The sequence below is a fragment of the Providencia sp. PROV202 genome (assembly GCF_028479565.1).
Classification (GTDB): Bacteria; Pseudomonadota; Gammaproteobacteria; order Enterobacterales; family Enterobacteriaceae; genus Providencia; species Providencia zhijiangensis.
Genome location: NZ_JAMPNV010000022.1, coordinates 84,495 through 104,013, shown reverse-complemented (window position 1 = coordinate 104,013; position 19,519 = coordinate 84,495). Strand labels below are relative to the sequence as shown.

The window sequence follows — 19,519 nt, the reverse complement described above, 5'->3', positions numbered from 1 at the left end:
GAATGAGCCACTGGATATCTATCAAGCCCGTTATGATAAACAGCAATCAGCGAACCAGCGCATTAAGGCTAAATTGAAGAATACCAATGAATTGTAATGGATGCCTTTGAACGTGCAATAGGATAACAATTATGGATATTTATGGATTACACCCCAAATTTAAGCTTAACCGTCCACTTACCAACAAAGAACGTGAAGGGCACCTTGACCAAAATAGACGGATTGAGTTAACTCACGAAGAAGTAATACCTGACCTGACTGTGATTCAAATTAATTCACATTATTTAGAGTTGGTTGATAAATTTTACTCAGGTCGTGGTTATATGAGTTTTTTAACTTCAATAAGCACTATATTAATTTGGGGTTTTCTTTTTTGGGTAGCAATATCAACTATTTTGCTTAATGAATATTCATCTAGTAAAATTTTTTTCATTATAGGTATAAGTATAATATCTATTCCTCTAGGTGGATTTATGGTGTTCTTACTCCGCACCGAATGGTTTGCCTGGACACACTATCCCATTAGATTTGATCGTAAAAACCAATTGGTTCATGTTCATAGAATTGATGGTTCAGTATTCACTGTGCCATGGCAAGATATTTTTTTCACAACCGGATTAAATTACCAAAAATCTATTCGAAATGATTATTACATTAGCGGTCATATTCTCGCGGATGATGGTATCACTATTATTGATACATTCTGCCTGCCTTTATCCCATCCAAAATTACATGCTGTGATGTCTCACTGGGAATTTGTGCGTCGATACATGGAAGAAGGACCTCAAGATCTTATTCAACAAATTGATTTTTGTTTACCGATTGACAAGAAAAAAGAGCGTTATTCCTTTACTTTTTTCTATTTAATGTCCTTATATAAAGGAGCACCAATTCTACTTTTCCCTTTATTTATACCGTTGGCATTCATCTTTAGTATACCCAGATATATTGGTATTCTTACCAGTCGCCTCCCTATTTGGCCTGAATCCATCCAAGCTCAATGCCCTGTCGATAAAGATGACCCCTACCGCTTAGATGCCACCACCAATCCCAAAAACTTGTGGAGAACCTTTTTTTAATGGTGATGATTTCGATACAATGGAGGAGACATGATGAAAGGTATCATTAGAATTGGCGATAAAACAACAGGTGGAGGATGCGTCGTCTCGGGTTCCTCCCACATGATATTTAATGGTATTGGCGTCGCACGCTTAGGTGACCCCGTTGATTGTCCTAAAAAAGGGCACAATAATGCCGTCATTGTGCAGGGGCATCCCACCTTTACCGATAATGGCATCCCCGTTGCCTTCGATGGCTATAAATGCAGTTGCGGATGCACATTAATCTCTTCTCTTTCTAATGCCAGTACGAGTTAAAAATATGCCCGTTGACTTACGCTCCTTACCCGATAGAGCAGCGAGACCCGCCCTCCCGTCAATAAAACGTTGGGGAACGTTTTTTGTCTCAATATTTTTGCTACTGAATCTCGTTAATCACCTTCTTTATTCAGATGCGGATTCAAAACCAACCCTTTATCTATTTTTTCTCACATTAGCCGTATGGGGGTGTTTTTATGCCATCCGGTATTTTATCTATTTGCTTGGAAAATGGCGGGCGGATGGTTGGGATAATGAAAGGGAAAGAGATAAACAATACAGAATAGCGCTAGGGCAACGAAAAATCACCTTACTCTCCCAATCGCTGGTTTTACCTCACGTCATTCATTGCAGTGATTTATCCACACAAATACTGGAGGCAAAAAAAACACGCCTTTTACCGAGTGAATATAATGACCGCTGTATTTATAGCGCCCATTTTTTTGATATTCACGCCCCCCTGTTGAATCGAATTATCAATCGGCTTAATCAGTTACTGAATACGTCTGCACTTAGCGCCCATATTCACCAACTTTCAGAACAAAGAGAACTGACTGTCATCCTGTCGCTCGGGCAAAACATTCAACTGAGTGAAACAGATAAACAACATCTTCACGAACAATTCGTGAATCACTTAGCCAGGCCTTTTAAAATACATTACCAGCAAAACGTTGATTCATTATTCATCGATAGCTGGTTAGATAATCTTCGCCAATATGATACCGTACTATTGATTAATCTCTATTTATTCGATGCCCCAATCAATCACCAAAGTGAAGTCGCACTGGCGCAATTATTTTCGTCATCATTAGAAACTCACAATACGTTTACTGCCTATCTTCATCGACCCGAAGTCATCACAGATATGAATAAGAACTCACTCAATGAGAAGTTAGAGACGGCAATCCTTTGGGCGAATACTTCCCCCACAAAAATCAAACACCTTTGGTTAACCGCACCGAGTGAAAAAGAGCGCTCATTCGTCATCAATAACGTTTCCTTACTCACCCATTACAGTCATTTTAAACTCATTGATATTAATCAGGTAATAGGCCATTCCGGGCACACTACGTTGTGGCTTAATGTATTTATCAGCGCAACACTCTGTGAAAAACATCGCCAACCACAACTTGTCATTGATGAACCCGATCCCTCCTACACCACACTCATCGCCCTGTCATAATACCGTTATTGATTTGTATTGTTTAAAATTCGGAGCACGGATATGCGAGTTTCATTACTTATAAACGCATTAAAGAAACCTTGGATAATATTATTACCCCTCATTATTATTGGCATTGTTCTATGTCTCATTTTATATTTTTCACCCCATCACTTAGAACGGTTTGTCAGCTTAAGCTATCAAGCTCAACTGTTTAAGATAACGTTTGCCAGTACCTTAATATTGATTTCTGGATCTTTAGTTTTCTTTACGCTATCACGTCTTATGAGGAAAGAAGCGTATAAAGCAAATGTGGATGGAAATGGAACAGTTTAAACGCGCAATAGGACAATAAATATGGATTATTACGGATTATTTCCACAATTTAAAATTAATAGACCATTAAATGAAAGTGAACTTGCAGGGAAATTAGAGCAAAAAACACGAGTAAATATCGATACGAAACAACTCATGCCGGATTTAAAAGTTATTACGATAAATTCTAATTACTTGGAAATAGTAGATAAATTCTATTCATCAAAAGGGATATTATCTTTAGTTGCATTTATCTTTTCCTTTGCATTTATCGGAGCCTTTATCTGGGTAATTATTGATACCATTATACAGTCTGATTATGAAGTAGACAGCTTGTTAGCAACTTCTCTTATTGCCTTTACATTTCTTCCGATAGGTCTTTGGATGTTATTCTTATTAAAAAAAGAGTGGTTCGCATGGACTCATTACCCTATTCGGTTTGATCGTAAAAACCAGTTGATACACGCGACACGTATTGATGGCTCTATCTTTACAGCTCCTTGGCAAAACGTATTTTTCACGACAGGACTAAATCATCGCAAAGAAATCGGCAAGGATTATTATATTAGTGGGCATGTATTGGCAGATGATGGCATCACGATTATCGATACCTTTTGTCTACCTTCATCACATAACAATCTTGACGAACTGAAAGCCCATTGGGAATTTGTGCGTCGTTATATGGAAGAAGGCCCACAAGGTATGAAAGAACGCATTCCTTTTTGTTTACCAATAGCAAATAAAAAAGAGAGTTTTGGATTTACCTTCTTCTACTCCATGACACAACATAATGGTACACCTGTGATCCTGTTTCCTATCACAGTACCGTTAGCCTTTTTATTTGCGCTACCTCGTTATATCGCAATTTTAACCAGCCGTCGCCCTGTCTGGCCTGAGTCTATCCAGGCTCAATGTCCGATAGAGAAAGATGACCCATATATTCTTAATGCCTCGATGAACCCAAAAAATCTTTGGAAAGCATTTTTTTAATTATTATGAATGGAAATTATATTTATTATTCAATTCTCTTCAAATGTGTATTTTACTTTAAAGCCGTCTCTATCATTTTCCAATAGCAAATCGTAAAGGGCTTTTATCATGAAAGGTATTATTCGTATTGGTGATGAAAATACAAGTGGTGGTCAAGTATTATCAGGTTCTTCATCAATGGTATTTAACGGCATTGGTGTCGCCCGCTTAGGTGACCCCGTATCATGCCCTAAAAAAGGGCATAATAATGTAGTGATTTCCCAAGGACATCCAACATTTCTAGATAATGGCTTACCTATTGCATTTGATGGTCATAAATGTAGCTGTGGCTGCACATTGATTTCCTCTCTTCCTAATGCCAAAGCGAGCCTCTAAACTGATGCCTGTTGATTTATTATCACTACCGCCAAAAGCAAAACGTCAAGATTTCCCATCAATTAAACAATGGGGCATTTTTTTTGTTTTATTATCAGTAGTCATTTATATTTCACATCGATTGCTAGTTTCCCAGTCGTTAATAGAAAAAATACCAGAGTTTAATTTACTCATTTTTACCCTCATAATTTGGCTAGGTTTATATTCTGTTAGATATATGTTTTTTCTTTTTAATAAATGGGCAGCTGATGGATGGGATACACAAAGACAAATAGATAAAGATAAAAGAATATCGATAGGCCAAAGAAAAGTTACACTTTTAGCACAAGCCATGATTCTTCCTCACATAACAAACTGCAAAGATTTATCAACACAAATAATTACCAGTAAAACATCTCTTTTGCCCCCTAACCTCATCAACGGTAAAGCAAGTTATTGTGCTCAGTTCATTGATAGCAACACTTCAGATGTAGAAAGAGTCATCAATAGAATTAAAGCGTTAATTAGTGAGCCATCAATGCTAACCGCAATCAAATGTCTATCAAACAATGTATCATTAAATATTTTAGTTTCGATTGGAGAAAGTATTATTCTAAATGAAAGTGATACTAAACAAATTAATCAAGAAGTTTCTCAATTACTCGAAAGGCCATTCAGTATTAATTATAAAGAACATATCCCAATTAGCATTGTAGATAACTGGTTAGATAAAATCTATGATTTTGAATACCTACTCACTATAAACCTTCATCTGATTAAACAACCCATTGATAAATATACAGAGGTTAGTGTAGCTCATTTATTATCATCACCTAAAAAAACGCTTAACAAATATATCGCTTTTATTCACCGACCTGAATCTATACCTCAGCATAAGCACAATACGCTGGAGTTAAGTAAATCTATTGATAATGCTCTCCTTTGGGGGAATGTCGGGCTAACCAAAGTAAAGTCTATTTTTCTTAATGCTTTTTCAATCAGTAATCTGGATAACACTAGAACAGAAGTTCTATTTACCGAAAGCGGAAGGAAAATTCCTTTATATAGTATTGATAATATTATTGGCTGTACTCAGCATGCCTCCCCTTGGGTTAACCTTTATATTAGTACTTCATGTTTAATAAAAACCGAAGCAGCCCAACTTGCGATTACACATCAAAATAATGAAATATTTGTTTGGACAGTTACCCCTCCAATCGGAATTTAATGCTTCATTACATTGAAACACATTAATTACTTTATTTTCATCGTATCTGGAGCCACGATATGAAATCTTATTTAATCTCCATACTAAAAAATTTAGAAAAACCATGGGTTATTCTATTAGTGTTATTCAGCATAGCTATAACCCTTGGCTTCATTCTTTATTTCTCACCAGAAATATTAGAAATTCAGCCTAATTCGGAAAAACAATATGATGCTTTGAATACCCTCGTATGGGTAACTGGTTTTATTGGCTTGGCTTCTATTATTGTTTTTACTGTTAGCCGCTGGATTGGTAAACAAGCTTATAGTGGTACAAAAAAAGCCTCAGATAATCTCATTAAAAATCATGATGACATAGAGAATGTTTTATTGTTAGAAGTCCTAAATACCCTAAAATCCCAATACGGCACTTTCTGGCATTCTAAAGTCTCCATTCAGCTCCTCCTCGGCTCCCACTCCGCCGTCGAAAAACTGGCCCCTAGCCTGACACAAGAAATCTGGCAAGAATGTGATGGAACCCTACTCATCTACGGTGGTGATATCGGGAGTTCTATAGATTCAGAGCGACTAGAAACCCTCAAACACCTACGCCGACGTCGTCCGCTCGATGGCGTGATTTGGGTGACTGAAAACAGCATTTCGTCCCAGCTTTTAGACAATAGCGTTACTTTCACTAACCTCAATACCGCAACAGCCCATAACGCCGGGCGTACTATCCAAAACCTCTTCCAAGAATTAGGTTGGCGTGCGCCAGTTTGGGTATGGAGTGTCAGTGACCAACAATCCCTTAGCGCTGTTGAAACGCCCGCTATTCTCTGCATGACAGAACAAAATATGCCTGCCGAGGCGCTATCCCCTAGCTTATTAAGCCTGATCCCCGCTCTTGTGATCAACGGAACCCAAGCGTTATTGCGTGAACAGAAACACACCTATCTGCTCGCCTTAGCCCAATTTCTACAAAACGGTGGCAGCCAGCAGCTTGCGACTGCATTAGCCCCACTCAATACCCAATTACGTACGCTGCCTTTTTCCGGCATCACATTTAGCCCTTGTATCAATCCGTTAAATCAGCAGCGTTTGCCAAATAGTTGGCACCCTGATACCCGCTGGAAAAGCTGGTTGAATGTGCAATCTGAACTGGCATCCGGTTTACAGCCTGCCTCTTTAGGCTTTGACAAAAAACGCCTCGTTCAATATGGCGCCGCTACCGCCATGACCTTATGGGGCGCAGGCATGATTGTCTCTTACTTCGCCAATCGCCAGCTTATCGAAGAAAGCTACCAAAGCGCGAGCGTCGCTGCTAACAACCAATTACCGGAGACTGAACGCCTCAAAGCCCAGTATGATTTTCAGCAAACCTTAGGCTTACTCAATCATCGTGAACAAACTTCTGTGCCTTTCTGGCTCCATTTCGGGCTAAACAGTAATCAGCCACTATTAGCCCATTTATGGCCGCTATATCAACAAACGGTATTACCGCCTTTGCGGGATACCATCGCTCAACAGTTAACTCAACAATTACAAGCCTATGCCCAGTTATCCCCTAACAGTGATGACCGTCGTCAAGCCACCCAAGGGGCGTATCAAACCCTAAAAACCTACTTAATGATGAGTACCCCTGAACGCATGGATCCCGCGTTTTTTACTGATAGCGTGCTCACTACCCTTCCCGTCCCGCAAGGGATGAACGAAGGCGAATGGCAAACCCTCGGCAAAGAATTACTCATGTTCTATGCCCAGCAGCTACCGAAGCATCCTGAATGGCAGTTAACCGCCAACAATAACCTAATTAATCAAAGCCGTACTTTACTCATTCGACAAATTGGTCAACGCAGCGAAAGTGCCACGCTGTATCAAGAAGTATTATTACAAGCGCAGCATCAGTTCCCAGATATGACCTTAGATGATATGACCGGCGATACCGATGCCAGCTTTTTATTCACCACCGATGAGTTTGTGTCGGGAATTTTTACCCGCAAAGCATGGGAAGAATCTATTCAACCCGCCATCAAAAAAGTGGTTGAATCCCGCCGCAATGAAATTGATTGGGTATTGAGTGATAGCCAGCATGAACTTAGCCAAGATATTTCGCCAGATGTGCTTAAACAGCAGCTCACCGAACGCTATTTTGCTGATTTTTCTGATAGCTGGTTAAACTTCCTCAATAGTCTGCAATGGCGCCATACTGAAAGTTTGTCCGATACTATTGACCAGTTATCTTTGATGAGCGATGTGCGCCAGTCACCGGTCATTGCATTGATGAATACCGTGGCTTATCAAGGGAAAACCGGGCGCCAGCAAGAAAAGCTCGCCGATTCCTTTATGAACTCCGCGAAAGACCTGCTCAACAAAGAACAAAAACCCGTCATTAGTCAGAAAGCCGACTTTACGGGTCCACTTGAAGATACCTTTGCCCCTGTTCTGAGTTTTGTGGATCCGCAAGCCACCACGCAAACAAGCGATAACCTCAGCCTACAAGCCTATCTCACCCGTATCACTCGCGTACGATTAAAGCTTCAGCAAGTGGTTAATGCGCCGGATCCGCAAGCGATGTCTCAATCCTTCGCACAAAGTATTCTAGAAGGTAAAAATGTCGATTTTGCCGAAGCGCGGGATATGGGCAGTTTGATTGCCGCCAGCTTTGGGCAAGAGTGGCAAAGCTTTGGGGATGCACTGTTGGTCGAGCCGATGACCCAAGCGTGGCAGCAATTGCTCACACCAACCGCCCAAGGCATTAATAGCGAATGGCAAAATGCCATTGTCAGTGAGTGGAACAACGCTTTCGGCGGACGCTATCCGCTCAAAAATACCCAAAGCGATATCTCCTTACCATTAATGGCGCAATATCTGCGTCCTGATAATGGCCGTATCCAACGATTCTTAGAAACACGTTTGCAAGGCGTATTACACAAAGAAGGCAATCACTGGGTACCGAATAGTACGAATGCACAAGGCTTACGCTTTAATCCTGCTTTTTTAACCGCGCTAAATACCCTGACAGAGTTAGGTGATGTGGCTTTCGCGAACGGGGAAGCGCGTCTCTATTTTGAAATGCGCCCGGGCACCAGTAAAAACGTGATGCAGACGATATTGGTGATCGATAAGCAAAATCTTACTTACGATAACCAATTCCCTGAATGGCAACGCTTTGTTTGGCCTGCGGACACGGTCGCGTCAGGGGCATCATTAACCTGGATGACCACGTCTTCGGGAACCCGACTCTATGGCGATCATCGCGGTGTTTGGGGTCTGATCCGTTTACTCGAAACGGCCAACGTTGCGCCTTATGCAGGCAGCACCAGTAGCTATACCGTTTCGTGGGTAACACCGGATGGCAACACGTTGAATTACCAACTGCGCACCGAAATGGGTCAAGGCCCGCTGGCACTATTAAAACTACGCAATTTCGTTCTACCTGAAAAAATCTTTTTGGATTAGCCATCGATAGGACATCACCTATGCCTTTATTAACTGCTTTGCGCACCGCTTGCTTTACTGGAAATCCGCTTGCCGCTAACCTGCTTGTTGAGCAACAAGTGGCACTATGGGAGCGCTGGCTACTGCCCATTACCGCCGAAAATCCAATGGGGGATGACCCCGGTTATGACGATGACTTCGAACGCATGAAAGAAGAAGTCAACAAACTTTCAGGCTCGGATACGGAGTTAATTTGCGCCCTTGCCGAGAACCTCCTGACCAACGTCTGCAAAGATGCGCGAGTTATCACCTACTATATTTGGGCGCGTTTGCATCGTGAAGGGGAAACGGGATTAGCCGATGGACTCGGTCTACTCGCAGGATTACTGCATCGCTACCATGACAGCCTACTGCCTTCGCGTCCAAATAGCCGAAAAGCCGCCATCGAATGGCTGGCAGGTCAACGTGTCCTCGACAGCTTATCTCTCTACCCTGAGGTGGATAGCAACGAATTTTCCCGCATTGTGGCGCTACTTAGCGCGATAGTGGATGAGTTTAATACATGGGATGAAGCAAGCCGCCCTAGCCTTGCTCCCCTCTTACGCGCCTTAGAAAATCGACTCGCCCAATCGGGAGGGGCTGATAGCGTCGTCCCGCAAAATATCAAAGCGTCGGAAAATGTCGCGACAAAGCAAACGGCCTCGGGTATCAGCCCTATCGCCCCCATCCAATCGGGTCGCGAACTGCTCGACCAAGCAAAAGTGCTCGCCAATTATCTACGTAATCAACCCAACGGTTGGCTGTCAGGTCATCGACTGATGAAATCCGTCCGTTGGGATACCCTACACCAATCGCCACCTCAGAACCAGCATGGTTGCACACGTTTAGCGCCACCGCGCTCGGATGCGAAAGCCCAATTAAAACGTTTATATTTGCAACAAAACTGGTTAGAACTCACCGAACAAGCCGACCGGTTATTTGCTGAAGGCGTTAACCATTTTTGGTTAGATGTTCAATGGTACTTACATCAAGCACTCAGTAAATCTCCCGCGCCTTGGGATGGTTGGGCGGACGTTATTGCCTCGGATTTAAAACAGTTTTTATTGCGCCTACCGGGGTTAGAAAATCTCGCTTGGGAAGATGGCACGCCTTTCGCTGATGAAGTCACGTTAGTGTGGATCAAACAGCAGATTCTAGAAGACAATATTCAGTCCCTCCATCACATGCCCGTTCAAGGCGCAGATGACGATGATAACGGCTCGATATTTGCCTTAGAGCAAGAAGCATTAACGCAAGCCGATACCGAAGGGGTAGAAGCCGCCCTAGCATGGTTAATGTCTCGTCCGAATATTCAGACCACCCGCCAAAAATGGCTATTGCAATTGGTAATGGCAAGAGTGGCAGAGCAGTTTGCCCGTCATGATTTGGCACTGAACTTATTGCGTGAATTAGATAATCGCGCTGAGCACATGCAACTGGCTGATTGGGAGCCGCATTCCCTGTTTGAAGTCAAAGCCCGCCAATTACAACTTCTGCGCGGTAAAGCACAACGTAACACACCGGATAAGGCCGAGTTACATCACCAAATGTCTGAATTATTGGCTCAATTAACTCGCTTAGATCCTGTCCGAGCGCTAGTACTCTACCCTTAAATTAATCAGTGAGAGTGATACGAATGGATGATTTAACCCTTCGCTATTATGATGCAGAAATGCGCTATCTACGCGAAGCTGCAAAAGAGTTCGCCCAAGCTCACCCCGACCGGGCGGCACTATTGGATTTAGACAAAGCCGGCATTCCCGACCCTTTTGTTGAGCGATTATTTGAAGGTTTTGCTTTTTCGATGGGGCAACTTCGCCAAAAAATTGATGATGATTTACCGGAATTAACGGAAGGATTAGTCAGTCTACTTTGGCCTCATTATTTACAAACCATCCCTTCCCTGTCCGTGGTTGAACTTGCACCGGATATTCACGATATGAAATTATCGTCGGTGATCCCTGCCAATTTTGAAGTACTTTCACGCCCTATTGGTGAGAAGAAAACCGTTTGTCGTTACCGCACCACGCGGGATTTAACCTTAAACCCCATTACGCTATCAACAGTGAATTTAACCACTGAGCCTGATGGGCGTTCCATGATCCGATTACGCTTCGATTGTGCAAAACTGGTCGATTGGAAACAGAGCCCTCTTGGTGCCATTTCCTTCTATTTAGCGGGTGACGTCCCGACCACTTACGCCCTGCATCTAGCTCTCACCAAACACGTCGCAGCGACCTATATCCGTTTACCATCATCCCCTGACCGAGTTCGTTTACCGCTGTGGTTTTCTCCCGGAGGATTTGCGGAAGAAGATCAATTGTGGCCCAAAGGAGATAGTACCTTCAGTGGCTACCAGTTATTGCTAGAGTATTTTTCTTTTCGCGAAAAGTTTTTCTTCGTCAACTTAAACGGGCTTGGTGAAATTCAATTACCTGAAGGATTAAGTCACTTTGAACTGGAGATTGTGCTCGATACCTTGTGGGATAGCGACATTCCATTAAGTCGCGATAACCTAAAATTGCACAGCGTTCCGGTGATCAACTTATTCAATATTGAAGCGGACCCTCTTACCGTTAACGGGTTAGAAAGTGAATATTTACTGCGTCCCCGCCGCCTACAAGATGGGCATACCGAAATTTATGCTGTCGATACGGTTCATGGTACAAGGCGAGGTGAACACATTCACTATGTCCCATTCAGCAGCTTTCGCCATCGAGGCGGCATGTTGCGCCGCAATGCACCAGAACACTACTACCACACTCGTGTTAAGCGCGGTGTTAGTGGGTTGCATGATACATGGCTGATTTTAGGCGGAGAACGTGAACAGCCGACCGCCGCCCTTGAAAGTGAAACCTTATCTTTGCAATTAACCGGCACTAACGGGCAACTTCCACGCAAAGCGCTGCAAAGTACATTGCTAGACAGAACCGAAGAAACACAACAAAACCAGCTGCAAGTTCGCAACTTATGCAAGCCAACCCTGCCTTGCTATCCCCCAGCCGAAGACCGTTTCCATTGGCGCGTTCTCAGCCACCTTGGCGCCAGTTTCCTCAATATGATGGATAACGTAGAAGTATTACGCGGCACATTGGCGCTCTATGACTGGCGAGAGGATGATTTAAACAGCCGCAAACTCGATGCCATGATCCACGTTGAACAGCACCTTATCGAGCGCTTCGAAAAGGGCTTTTTACAGCGTGGTATCGCCATCGATATCACCCTTGATAGCAACGGATTTAACGGTGAAGGTGATATTCATCTCTTTGGTGAAATGCTCAACCGCTTTTTCGCACTGTACACCGACGTGCATCTATTTAACCAATTGACTCTCCATATTTTACCAACAGGAAATAGTCTCACATGGACAGAGAACCATCCTCAGTAAATCAGCTTTTTGATGCGCTAGGGGAGCGTCTACCACGGGTTAACTTCTATCGGTTTTGCCAGCTGCTAGAACAGAGTAATAAACAACGCCCGCCACTTGGTAGCACCCAAGACCCGAAGACAGATATTATCCGGTTTCGTCCCCATCGTGGGATGGGTTTTCCTGTCACCGAAATTAAAGGTATCGACATTGAAGACCGCTACCGAGATAGCAATACGCCCAGTATTCGAACGACCTTTTTAGGGTTATATGGCGTCACATCGCCGTTACCCACCGCCTACCTCGATGACATCGCGCAACAACGGGAAGGCACCGAATCGCTTACGGATTTTTTGGATATTTTTAACCATCGGCTCACGACTCAATTTTACCGTATTTGGCGAAAATATTCCTATCCAGCGACCTTTTCCGCAGGTGGCGAAGATGAAACTTCCCAGTATTTATATGGCTTAATTGGCTTAGGAGTCCCAGGCACTGCCCAACATGTGCAAGCGCCTTTATCCCGCTTTCTCGCCCTATTGGGTACATTGCGTTTTCCAACCCGCACCGCAGAAGGCGTTGTGTCACTCGTTAAATTACTCGCGCCTGACACTCACGTAAAAATCAAACCCCATGACCCGCGGCGCATCGAGCAAGCTACTCAAACGAGGTTATCGTGCAGAACACCGATGACCTTAACCAATAAACCCGTTTTAGGTCAGTATTCTACCGATGTAAACAGCCAAATTTTGATTACCTTACAGACTGATAACTTTGATGAAGCCCGTAATTGGCTGCCAGATGGGCAGCTGTATCAAGACTTAATGGCGCTATTGCATGTCTACCTAGGGTCAAGAGTCAATGCGCGTCTTTGTCTCAAATTACCCAGAAAGTTGCTCCCTAACGCAACGTTAAGCACGCAATCTCACCAAGGTGTTCAACTGGGACGTACTGCCGCAATGGGTGCACTCGCGCCTAATGCCGCTCCCCGAGAACACATTATTACCTTAAATTTAGGGCGCTATCAGCGATTATCGGCAACATTACACTCTACGCCGCCCTCACATTACGCTAATTATCGATTCTAATTCTGGGACTCCCCTATGAAACACATCCCTTTATTGCCATTTTGCGGCAAAACATTGGTGCTTCTGACTGCATTAAACCTCGCTGGATGCGGGCTCACTCAAATGGTCAGTGATGGCACTCGCAGTGCAGCAAACGCGATATTTTATAAGCAAGTGAAAGTCGTCCATCTCGATTTCGTGGCGCGTGAAGCACTCAATACCGATGATACAGGCGCATCGCTGTCCACCATCATTCGCGTATATCAATTAAAAGATACGGAAAGCTTTGATGAGAGTGATTACGCGTCGTTATTTGCCAAAGATAGCCAAGTACTCAAATCCTCTCTCGTGGTCCAAAAAGATTTACGTATTCGTCCAGGTGAGTCGATTTCCCTCGATATGCCCCTTGAAGACGGCGCTGAATTTGTTGCCGTCGCCGTGATGTTCCATCACCCTGACCTTATTACCGACGACTGGCGCGTGGTGATCCCCAAAAAGCGGTTACTACCGGATGACCCACGCTTACTCACCCTCGCGGATAACTCCATGACCTTGAAACCACTTGGAGAAAAATAGCATGTCCCAACCTTCATTATATGAAATGTTGACGGGGTATTTTGCGGGTGGATTGGATATTGATGCTATCCCAGAACATGACCAAGTGATGGTCTCTGTGATGGACAATATTCGCCGCATTCTCAACGCCAGAGCGGGCAGTATCGAGCATCTTCCCGACTACGGGTTACCTGATATGAGTAAAATGATCCAAGGTCTCCCCGGTACCGCTCACAATATGATGACCATTTTATCGACAACGTTACTCAAGTATGAGCCCCGCATCAAATCACTCTCTTTAGTTTTATTACCACAAAACCGCTTTGGGGCACTCCATTACGCCCTTGAGGTTGAATTACATGAGCAAGGTTTGATCCGCTATGGCACTGAGTTTATGCCGGATGGACGCATTCTCGTGCACCATCTAAAAAAACAATTCGATACGATTTAAACCGACGACAGCGTGAGAAGACTATGAATCCAGATTTAAACACATTGCGCCTTGGTGGCGACCCGCGCACGCTGGCTGATTTTGCTGCGCTCAAAGAAGAATTAAATAAACGCTTTCACCCCGCCCGCCCTGATGTAGACTGGGCGCGAGCTCATGGGCTATGTTTGTCCTTATTCAACCAAAACGGCGCTGATTTACAAACTTGCGCGTGGTTTACGCTGATCCGCCAGCATCAAAATGGCATCGCGGGATTAAACGAAGGCTTATCTTTACTCCAACATTTACTGAGCCGCTACTGGCAAGGATTATGGCCACAACAGACCCATGCCCGAGTTGAAATCCTCGCTACGCTGAGCCAACAATTGATAACAGGGTTACGCGCCCATGCACCTGTTTATGCAGACCTGCCAGCACTGTATCAAACTGAAGCCACCCTCAACCAAATTGGACAGTTGCTGCAAACATTAGAGCTCAAACACCTCACTCAGCTGGAACGACTGCAAAACTTGCTCACCACCCAAGCCAAACAGCTCGAAAATACCGATGTTCAGGACAGTGGTTTTATTCCACCAACACCGCTCCAATTGCCAAAAACCTCACCATCATCATTTCATGCCCGTACCGCAGCAACGCCAATTTCCATCAAAGCCAATGCCACCATCAGCACACCAACACCGACCAAGCCTTCTTACCGCAAAGGCATTTGTGTGGGCCTGGCTTTCGGTATTGTGCTCACAGGCGCGCTGTGTGCAGGAACCTTGTATGCGTTACACCCGCAAATCAATAACCACGTTTTAGCGCAAGCGCTACCCCAGTTACCTGACTTTACGCCGAATATTGCCTCAATTCTTGAGCAACAATTACAACCTAATGCCGCGCAACCGAATAGTTTTTCTCCTGAAAAACTCAAGGTAATCGATAACTACCTCGTGGAATTAGAGTCCGTCTCCCCAATTTGGTCTCAGCAGTATGGATTAAGCATGGTGAGTTACCTCACGAAGCAATATGGTGAACGACAAGAAGTCAGCGCATTTAACGATAAATGGCAGCAAAATATACAAATTAACGCGTTATCTAACGATAAATTGCAACAATGGTCTGAAGGAATGGCAGAGTTAAATAATCTCAGTACGCGCTTAGACAGTCTCGATGGTAAACCTCGCAGCTATATCACGGGGTCTGAATTAAAAACCATTATTTTCAATGCCCGCCAGCATTTTAATCAAAGCGTTCCGTTAGAAGAAGAATTGCGTCGTCTTGAGCAACTTCAAACCCAAGGTTCCGTCCCAGAGTCTGAATACCAACGGATTGATAGCCATTTTAAACAACTACTCAATCGCTATGCCTTGATAAAACAAAGCGAAAAATAAACCTATTTATTCCTAAGCAATACCTGTATGGAGCACCTTATTCGTGCTCCATTTTTTTCAGTGATATACTCGTTTAAATTAACATGATAATTATTTTTCAAGGAATACCCCATGCTTCGCTGTGCTGCTCGTATCACCCACCAGCTACGTCATGCATTTCATTCTCGACCACGCTTTTTGGTCTCGCTTATTGTTGCTTTCATCACTTTCTTCGCTTTATTTAAAACACAAAATCTGATTATTAACTTAATTATCAGTTGGAATGCATTTGCGTGGTGCTATTTGCTGTTTCTGTTCCAGAGAATTATTAGCCACAATGTGAAAGACATTCGTAAGCTGACAAAAATCGAAGATGAAAGCGCGAGCATGGTAATATTTTTCTTGATGTCAGGCTGCTGCGTCAGTTTATTAGCCTTATTTTTTGCCTTGGGCGGACACAGTGATATCCCGAAAGCCGATAGAATTTACTCTTATATTTTAACTGCCTCGACATTGATATCCTCTTGGCTGCTCTTACCCACCGGCTTTACCATGCACTATGCCCATCTCTATTACGGTCATAGTGAAAATGAAAAACCGTGGCTAATTTTCCCCGATAAAATCACCCAACCCAGCTATTCGGATTTTATGTATTTTTCATTCACCATTGCCGTCGCCTCACAAACAGCCGATGTGGAAGTTGCCTCAACCCCTATGCGACGCGCAGTATTGCTCCAGTCCGTTATTTCATTTGTCTTCAATATGGCCATTTTAGGGTTGTGTATTAATATTTCTGCCAGCTTCTTTTAAAGGGTAAACACCCTTTATCGGAATAACTTGTCAAAATAAAAAGAGTTAGCCTGCTATCACAATAAAAAAATATTCAATGCGGGATATTGACAATATCACCATATAGATCTAAAAATACTGTATATTAACACAGTCTTTAGTAGAGGCTATTATGTTACGCATCGAAGTGTTATTTGATAAGAATTCACCACAAAAACCAAGTGGCTTGGTTTTACAAGCTTTAGAGTCTGAGATTTTACGCAAACTACAGTCACAGTACCCTGATATGGTCACTCGAGTAGGCTTTAGCTCTCAGCAGGCGATTAATATTTCAGGAACAAAGATTGCGGATGACAAATTACGCATTGAAGAGATCTTAGAAGAAATTTGGATGGATGACGGCTGGCTACCTGAAGCAAATACCGATGACTAGATGATTCGCAGAGAAATGGAAGGGTAATATCCATCTTCCATTTCTTAATTCATTATTCTTTGAAGTTAATCTGAATCACTTTCAATGTATTTCTGTCTATCACTTATACGCTTCTACGTATAAAAACCGATAGCACCACAATTCACTATTCCGCCATTGACGAAAAAGTATTAATAAAGTTTCTGACGAAGATACGATTTAAACTCATTCACCGGATTACGTTTCGTTTTACTCACTTCAAGTATCCGAGCCTCTACTAAGCAAGTTTTCGCATCAGTGCATCGCTGAACTTCATTTAATTTCGTCGGATTCAACGCCAATTGTGGCTTATTGAAACTCTCCCCCATAAATACCATGGCAATAAAAATAATCCCGATAAATAGAGGCACTTCAATATACGCTTGTTTCATGATGAATGCTCTTGTTATGGTTGTTGAGGGTATATTAGTGGTTTTGCATTTTAGTACCTTAATATTTGGTTAAACCAACCTTAAGGGATGCTTAAGGGGGTAAATATCCTAGTTGCTGGGTGAGCGGAGTCTGCTTATACTCCGCAACAGAGGTAATAAATATGAATATTTTATTGGTAGAAGACGATCTTCAGCTCGGCAAAGCGTTATGTCGTGGACTAGAATTAGCCGGATTTAATCCTTGCTGGGTCAGATTATTATCTGATGCTAAGCTGCAATTACAGACACGCAATTTTGATGTCATGCTTTTAGACTTGGGATTACCTGATGGTGATGGTCAAGAGGAATTAATTTCATGGCGCCAATCTGGAGAATCAATACCGATTATTATTCTTACCGCCCGCAATAAAATGGATAATTTAGTGGCGAGTTTAGATTCTGGTGCCGATGATTTCTTAACAAAACCCTTTGAGATGCCAGAGTTGATTTCTCGCGTAAAGGCTATTAGCCGCCGTATGGCTGGGTTTTCATCTGAAATTTGGCAATTGGATAATCTGCAATTAAATCCATTAAACCATCAAGTCACCTTGGATGGTCAATTATTATTACTCTCCGGCAAAGAATATCTGTTGCTATACGAGTTAATTAAAAATGCCGACAATGTCGTGCGAAAAACGGATTTAGAGCAACGTTTATTTGGCTTGGATGATGTGGAAAGTAACTCCCTTGAAGTCCACATTCATAATTTACGCCGCAAAATTGGTAAAGATAGAATTATTACTATCCGTGGCATCGGTTATTTACTAAAAAAAGAAGCGCAATCTGGTGAAGATTAAATCCTTTCTTGTCTACACATTTGGTATTCAGATTGGCGCAGTCATCTTTTTATGGCTGCTGCTAGTCGGTTGGTTACAATTTTTTTATCTACCTGATTTGGTCGATGATGATGAATTTAACCAACAACAGCAAATTGTCACACAAGGGATTGCGCGTACATTAGGTACAGTATCAGATACTCCAGAATATTTTGATAAGCTCGCGGTTATTCTGCAAAAAATGTATACCGATGCCATGGAAAACGGCATCGAAACTAGCTATAAACCGTATATGGTTGTGCGAGATAATCGGGGACATGTGTTATATCGCAATAGTGAAAAGATTTCGGACCCATCACTAAAATCGGTCGAGATGCTAACTGCCCAACATAAAGATTGGCATTTCACCTCTGCATGGGATGATGACCATACCCTCGAAGTTGTGATTGCAGAATCGTATCTTGAGCGACGAAAGTTAATTGGTAACCCAGCCGAAGGCACCGCCATTCCTCTTGCCTTTATTTTAGGCATAATGTTAATCGCTATTTTGATCACTGCCTATTTTAGTATTCGTCCAATTAAACAAGTCGCTAAAATTATTTCATCGCGTCAACCGGGAAATTTAACGCCGATTGATACCAAAGATATGTATAAAGAAACTCGCCCGATTATTTCCGCAATTAACCAATTAATGGCGCGAGTAGATGCCGCTAATTTACGCGAAAAACGTTTTATGGCAGATGCGGCTCATGAATTGCGGACGCCGATTGCAGCAGTGACAGCACAATTACATGTGTTAATGCATATCGATAATCCAAAAGAAAAAGCTGAAATTATTAATGATATGAAAGAGACATTAACGCGGGCCGCCTCTTTATCTCATCAATTAATTGATCTCGCACGTTTGGAAGCGGAAGATTTTGCCATTCGTAAGGAGAACATTGATTTACCGATGTTAATCAGTAATCTCATTTCATCGCACATTCCTTATGCTCTCAATAAACATATTGATGTGGAATTATCCAGTCCAGATTCTTTTTATATTGAAACTGATAAGCTGGCGCTGAGTAATGTGTTCACTAATTTAATCGAAAATGCGATTAAATATTCGCCAGAAAAAGCCAAAATAAAAGTGACACTGGCTGATCTCACCCCTTTTGGAGCCACCATTACAATTCAAGATAATGGACGCGGTATTCCAGAAGAGAGTCGTGCGCATTTATTTTCTCGCTTTTACCGTGTGCCTGGAACATTAGAAACAGGAAGCGGTTTAGGATTATCTATCGCCCATAACTTGGCATCAAAAATAGGTGCGACATTAAAAGTCACTGATGGATTAGAAAATAAAGGTATTGGATTTATTATTGATTTGCCTTAATTGAGTCGGTAGTCGAGAATAATAC

General features: G+C 42.7%; 18 protein-coding genes. 17 read left to right on the top strand and 1 reads right to left on the bottom strand.

Annotated features, from left to right (window positions below; genetic code table 11):
- Positions 1-131: 131 nt before the first annotated feature.
- From PR799_RS16655 to PR799_RS16585, 15 genes are all read left to right on the top strand, one after another.
- Positions 132-1,079 (top strand): DUF6708 domain-containing protein, encoded by a 948-nt coding sequence (locus PR799_RS16655; protein ID WP_272522876.1) that lies wholly within the window; start codon positions 132-134, stop codon positions 1,077-1,079.
- 33 nt (positions 1,080-1,112) lie between these two features.
- Entirely contained in the window at positions 1,113-1,376 is a 264-nt protein-coding gene (locus PR799_RS16650; protein ID WP_272522880.1) for a PAAR domain-containing protein, read from the top strand.
- 4 nt (positions 1,377-1,380) lie between these two features.
- Positions 1,381-2,559, top strand: a complete 1,179-nt coding sequence (locus PR799_RS16645; protein WP_272522874.1) for a hypothetical protein — start codon at positions 1,381-1,383, stop codon at positions 2,557-2,559.
- Positions 2,560-2,895: 336 nt separating this feature from the next.
- Positions 2,896-3,843: a DUF6708 domain-containing protein gene (locus tag PR799_RS16640; RefSeq protein WP_272522872.1), complete on the top strand. Its 948-nt coding sequence runs from the start codon at positions 2,896-2,898 to the stop codon at positions 3,841-3,843.
- Positions 3,844-3,951: 108 nt separating this feature from the next.
- Positions 3,952-4,218 carry a PAAR domain-containing protein gene (locus PR799_RS16635; protein ID WP_272522870.1) on the top strand — a complete coding sequence of 89 codons (267 nt, stop codon included), beginning with the start codon at positions 3,952-3,954 and terminating at the stop codon, positions 4,216-4,218.
- 4 nt (positions 4,219-4,222) lie between these two features.
- Positions 4,223-5,425 (top strand): hypothetical protein, encoded by a 1,203-nt coding sequence (locus tag PR799_RS16630; protein ID WP_272522868.1) that lies wholly within the window; start codon positions 4,223-4,225, stop codon positions 5,423-5,425.
- Positions 5,426-5,484: 59 nt separating this feature from the next.
- Positions 5,485-8,862 carry an ImcF-related family protein gene (locus tag PR799_RS16625; protein WP_272522866.1) on the top strand — a complete coding sequence of 1,126 codons (3,378 nt, stop codon included), beginning with the start codon at positions 5,485-5,487 and terminating at the stop codon, positions 8,860-8,862.
- 20 nt (positions 8,863-8,882) lie between these two features.
- A complete protein-coding gene (gene tssA / locus PR799_RS16620; protein WP_272522864.1) occupies positions 8,883-10,493 on the top strand; it encodes a type VI secretion system protein TssA in 1,611 nt (536 codons plus the stop codon).
- A 23-nt stretch (positions 10,494-10,516) separates the two neighbouring features.
- Entirely contained in the window at positions 10,517-12,268 is a 1,752-nt protein-coding gene (gene tssF, locus PR799_RS16615) for a type VI secretion system baseplate subunit TssF (RefSeq protein WP_272522862.1), read from the top strand.
- Complete coding sequence (gene tssG, locus PR799_RS16610; protein WP_272522860.1) at positions 12,244-13,335, top strand: type VI secretion system baseplate subunit TssG; 1,092 nt, start codon at positions 12,244-12,246, stop codon at positions 13,333-13,335. Before tssF ends, tssG begins: the two co-directional genes overlap by 25 nt.
- Positions 13,336-13,350: 15 nt before the next feature.
- Positions 13,351-13,890 carry a type VI secretion system lipoprotein TssJ gene (gene tssJ / locus PR799_RS16605; RefSeq protein WP_272522836.1) on the top strand — a complete coding sequence of 180 codons (540 nt, stop codon included), beginning with the start codon at positions 13,351-13,353 and terminating at the stop codon, positions 13,888-13,890.
- A gap of 1 nt (position 13,891) precedes the next feature.
- Complete coding sequence (tssE, locus tag PR799_RS16600) at positions 13,892-14,320, top strand: type VI secretion system baseplate subunit TssE (protein WP_006662674.1); 429 nt, start codon at positions 13,892-13,894, stop codon at positions 14,318-14,320.
- Between the two features lie 23 nt (positions 14,321-14,343).
- Entirely contained in the window at positions 14,344-15,690 is a 1,347-nt protein-coding gene (locus tag PR799_RS16595) for a VasL domain-containing protein (protein ID WP_272522835.1), read from the top strand.
- Positions 15,691-15,801: 111 nt separating this feature from the next.
- Positions 15,802-16,479: a DUF1345 domain-containing protein gene (locus PR799_RS16590; RefSeq protein ID WP_272522833.1), complete on the top strand. Its 678-nt coding sequence runs from the start codon at positions 15,802-15,804 to the stop codon at positions 16,477-16,479.
- A 151-nt stretch (positions 16,480-16,630) separates the two neighbouring features.
- A complete protein-coding gene (locus PR799_RS16585; protein ID WP_036952942.1) occupies positions 16,631-16,891 on the top strand; it encodes a DinI-like family protein in 261 nt (86 codons plus the stop codon).
- A gap of 170 nt (positions 16,892-17,061) precedes the next feature.
- Here PR799_RS16585 and PR799_RS16580 read toward each other — a convergent pair whose 3' ends face one another.
- Positions 17,062-17,301, bottom strand: coding sequence for a hypothetical protein (locus tag PR799_RS16580; RefSeq protein ID WP_154628176.1), 240 nt, complete (start codon positions 17,299-17,301; stop codon positions 17,062-17,064).
- Positions 17,302-17,462: 161 nt separating this feature from the next.
- Between PR799_RS16580 and PR799_RS16575 the strand changes: the two genes are divergently transcribed.
- A complete protein-coding gene (locus PR799_RS16575; RefSeq protein ID WP_154628175.1) occupies positions 17,463-18,137 on the top strand; it encodes a response regulator in 675 nt (224 codons plus the stop codon).
- A complete protein-coding gene (locus tag PR799_RS16570) occupies positions 18,127-19,494 on the top strand; it encodes a sensor histidine kinase (RefSeq protein WP_181477285.1) in 1,368 nt (455 codons plus the stop codon). The genes PR799_RS16575 and PR799_RS16570 overlap by 11 nt, the downstream gene beginning before the upstream one ends.
- Positions 19,495-19,519: the final 25 nt, after the last annotated feature.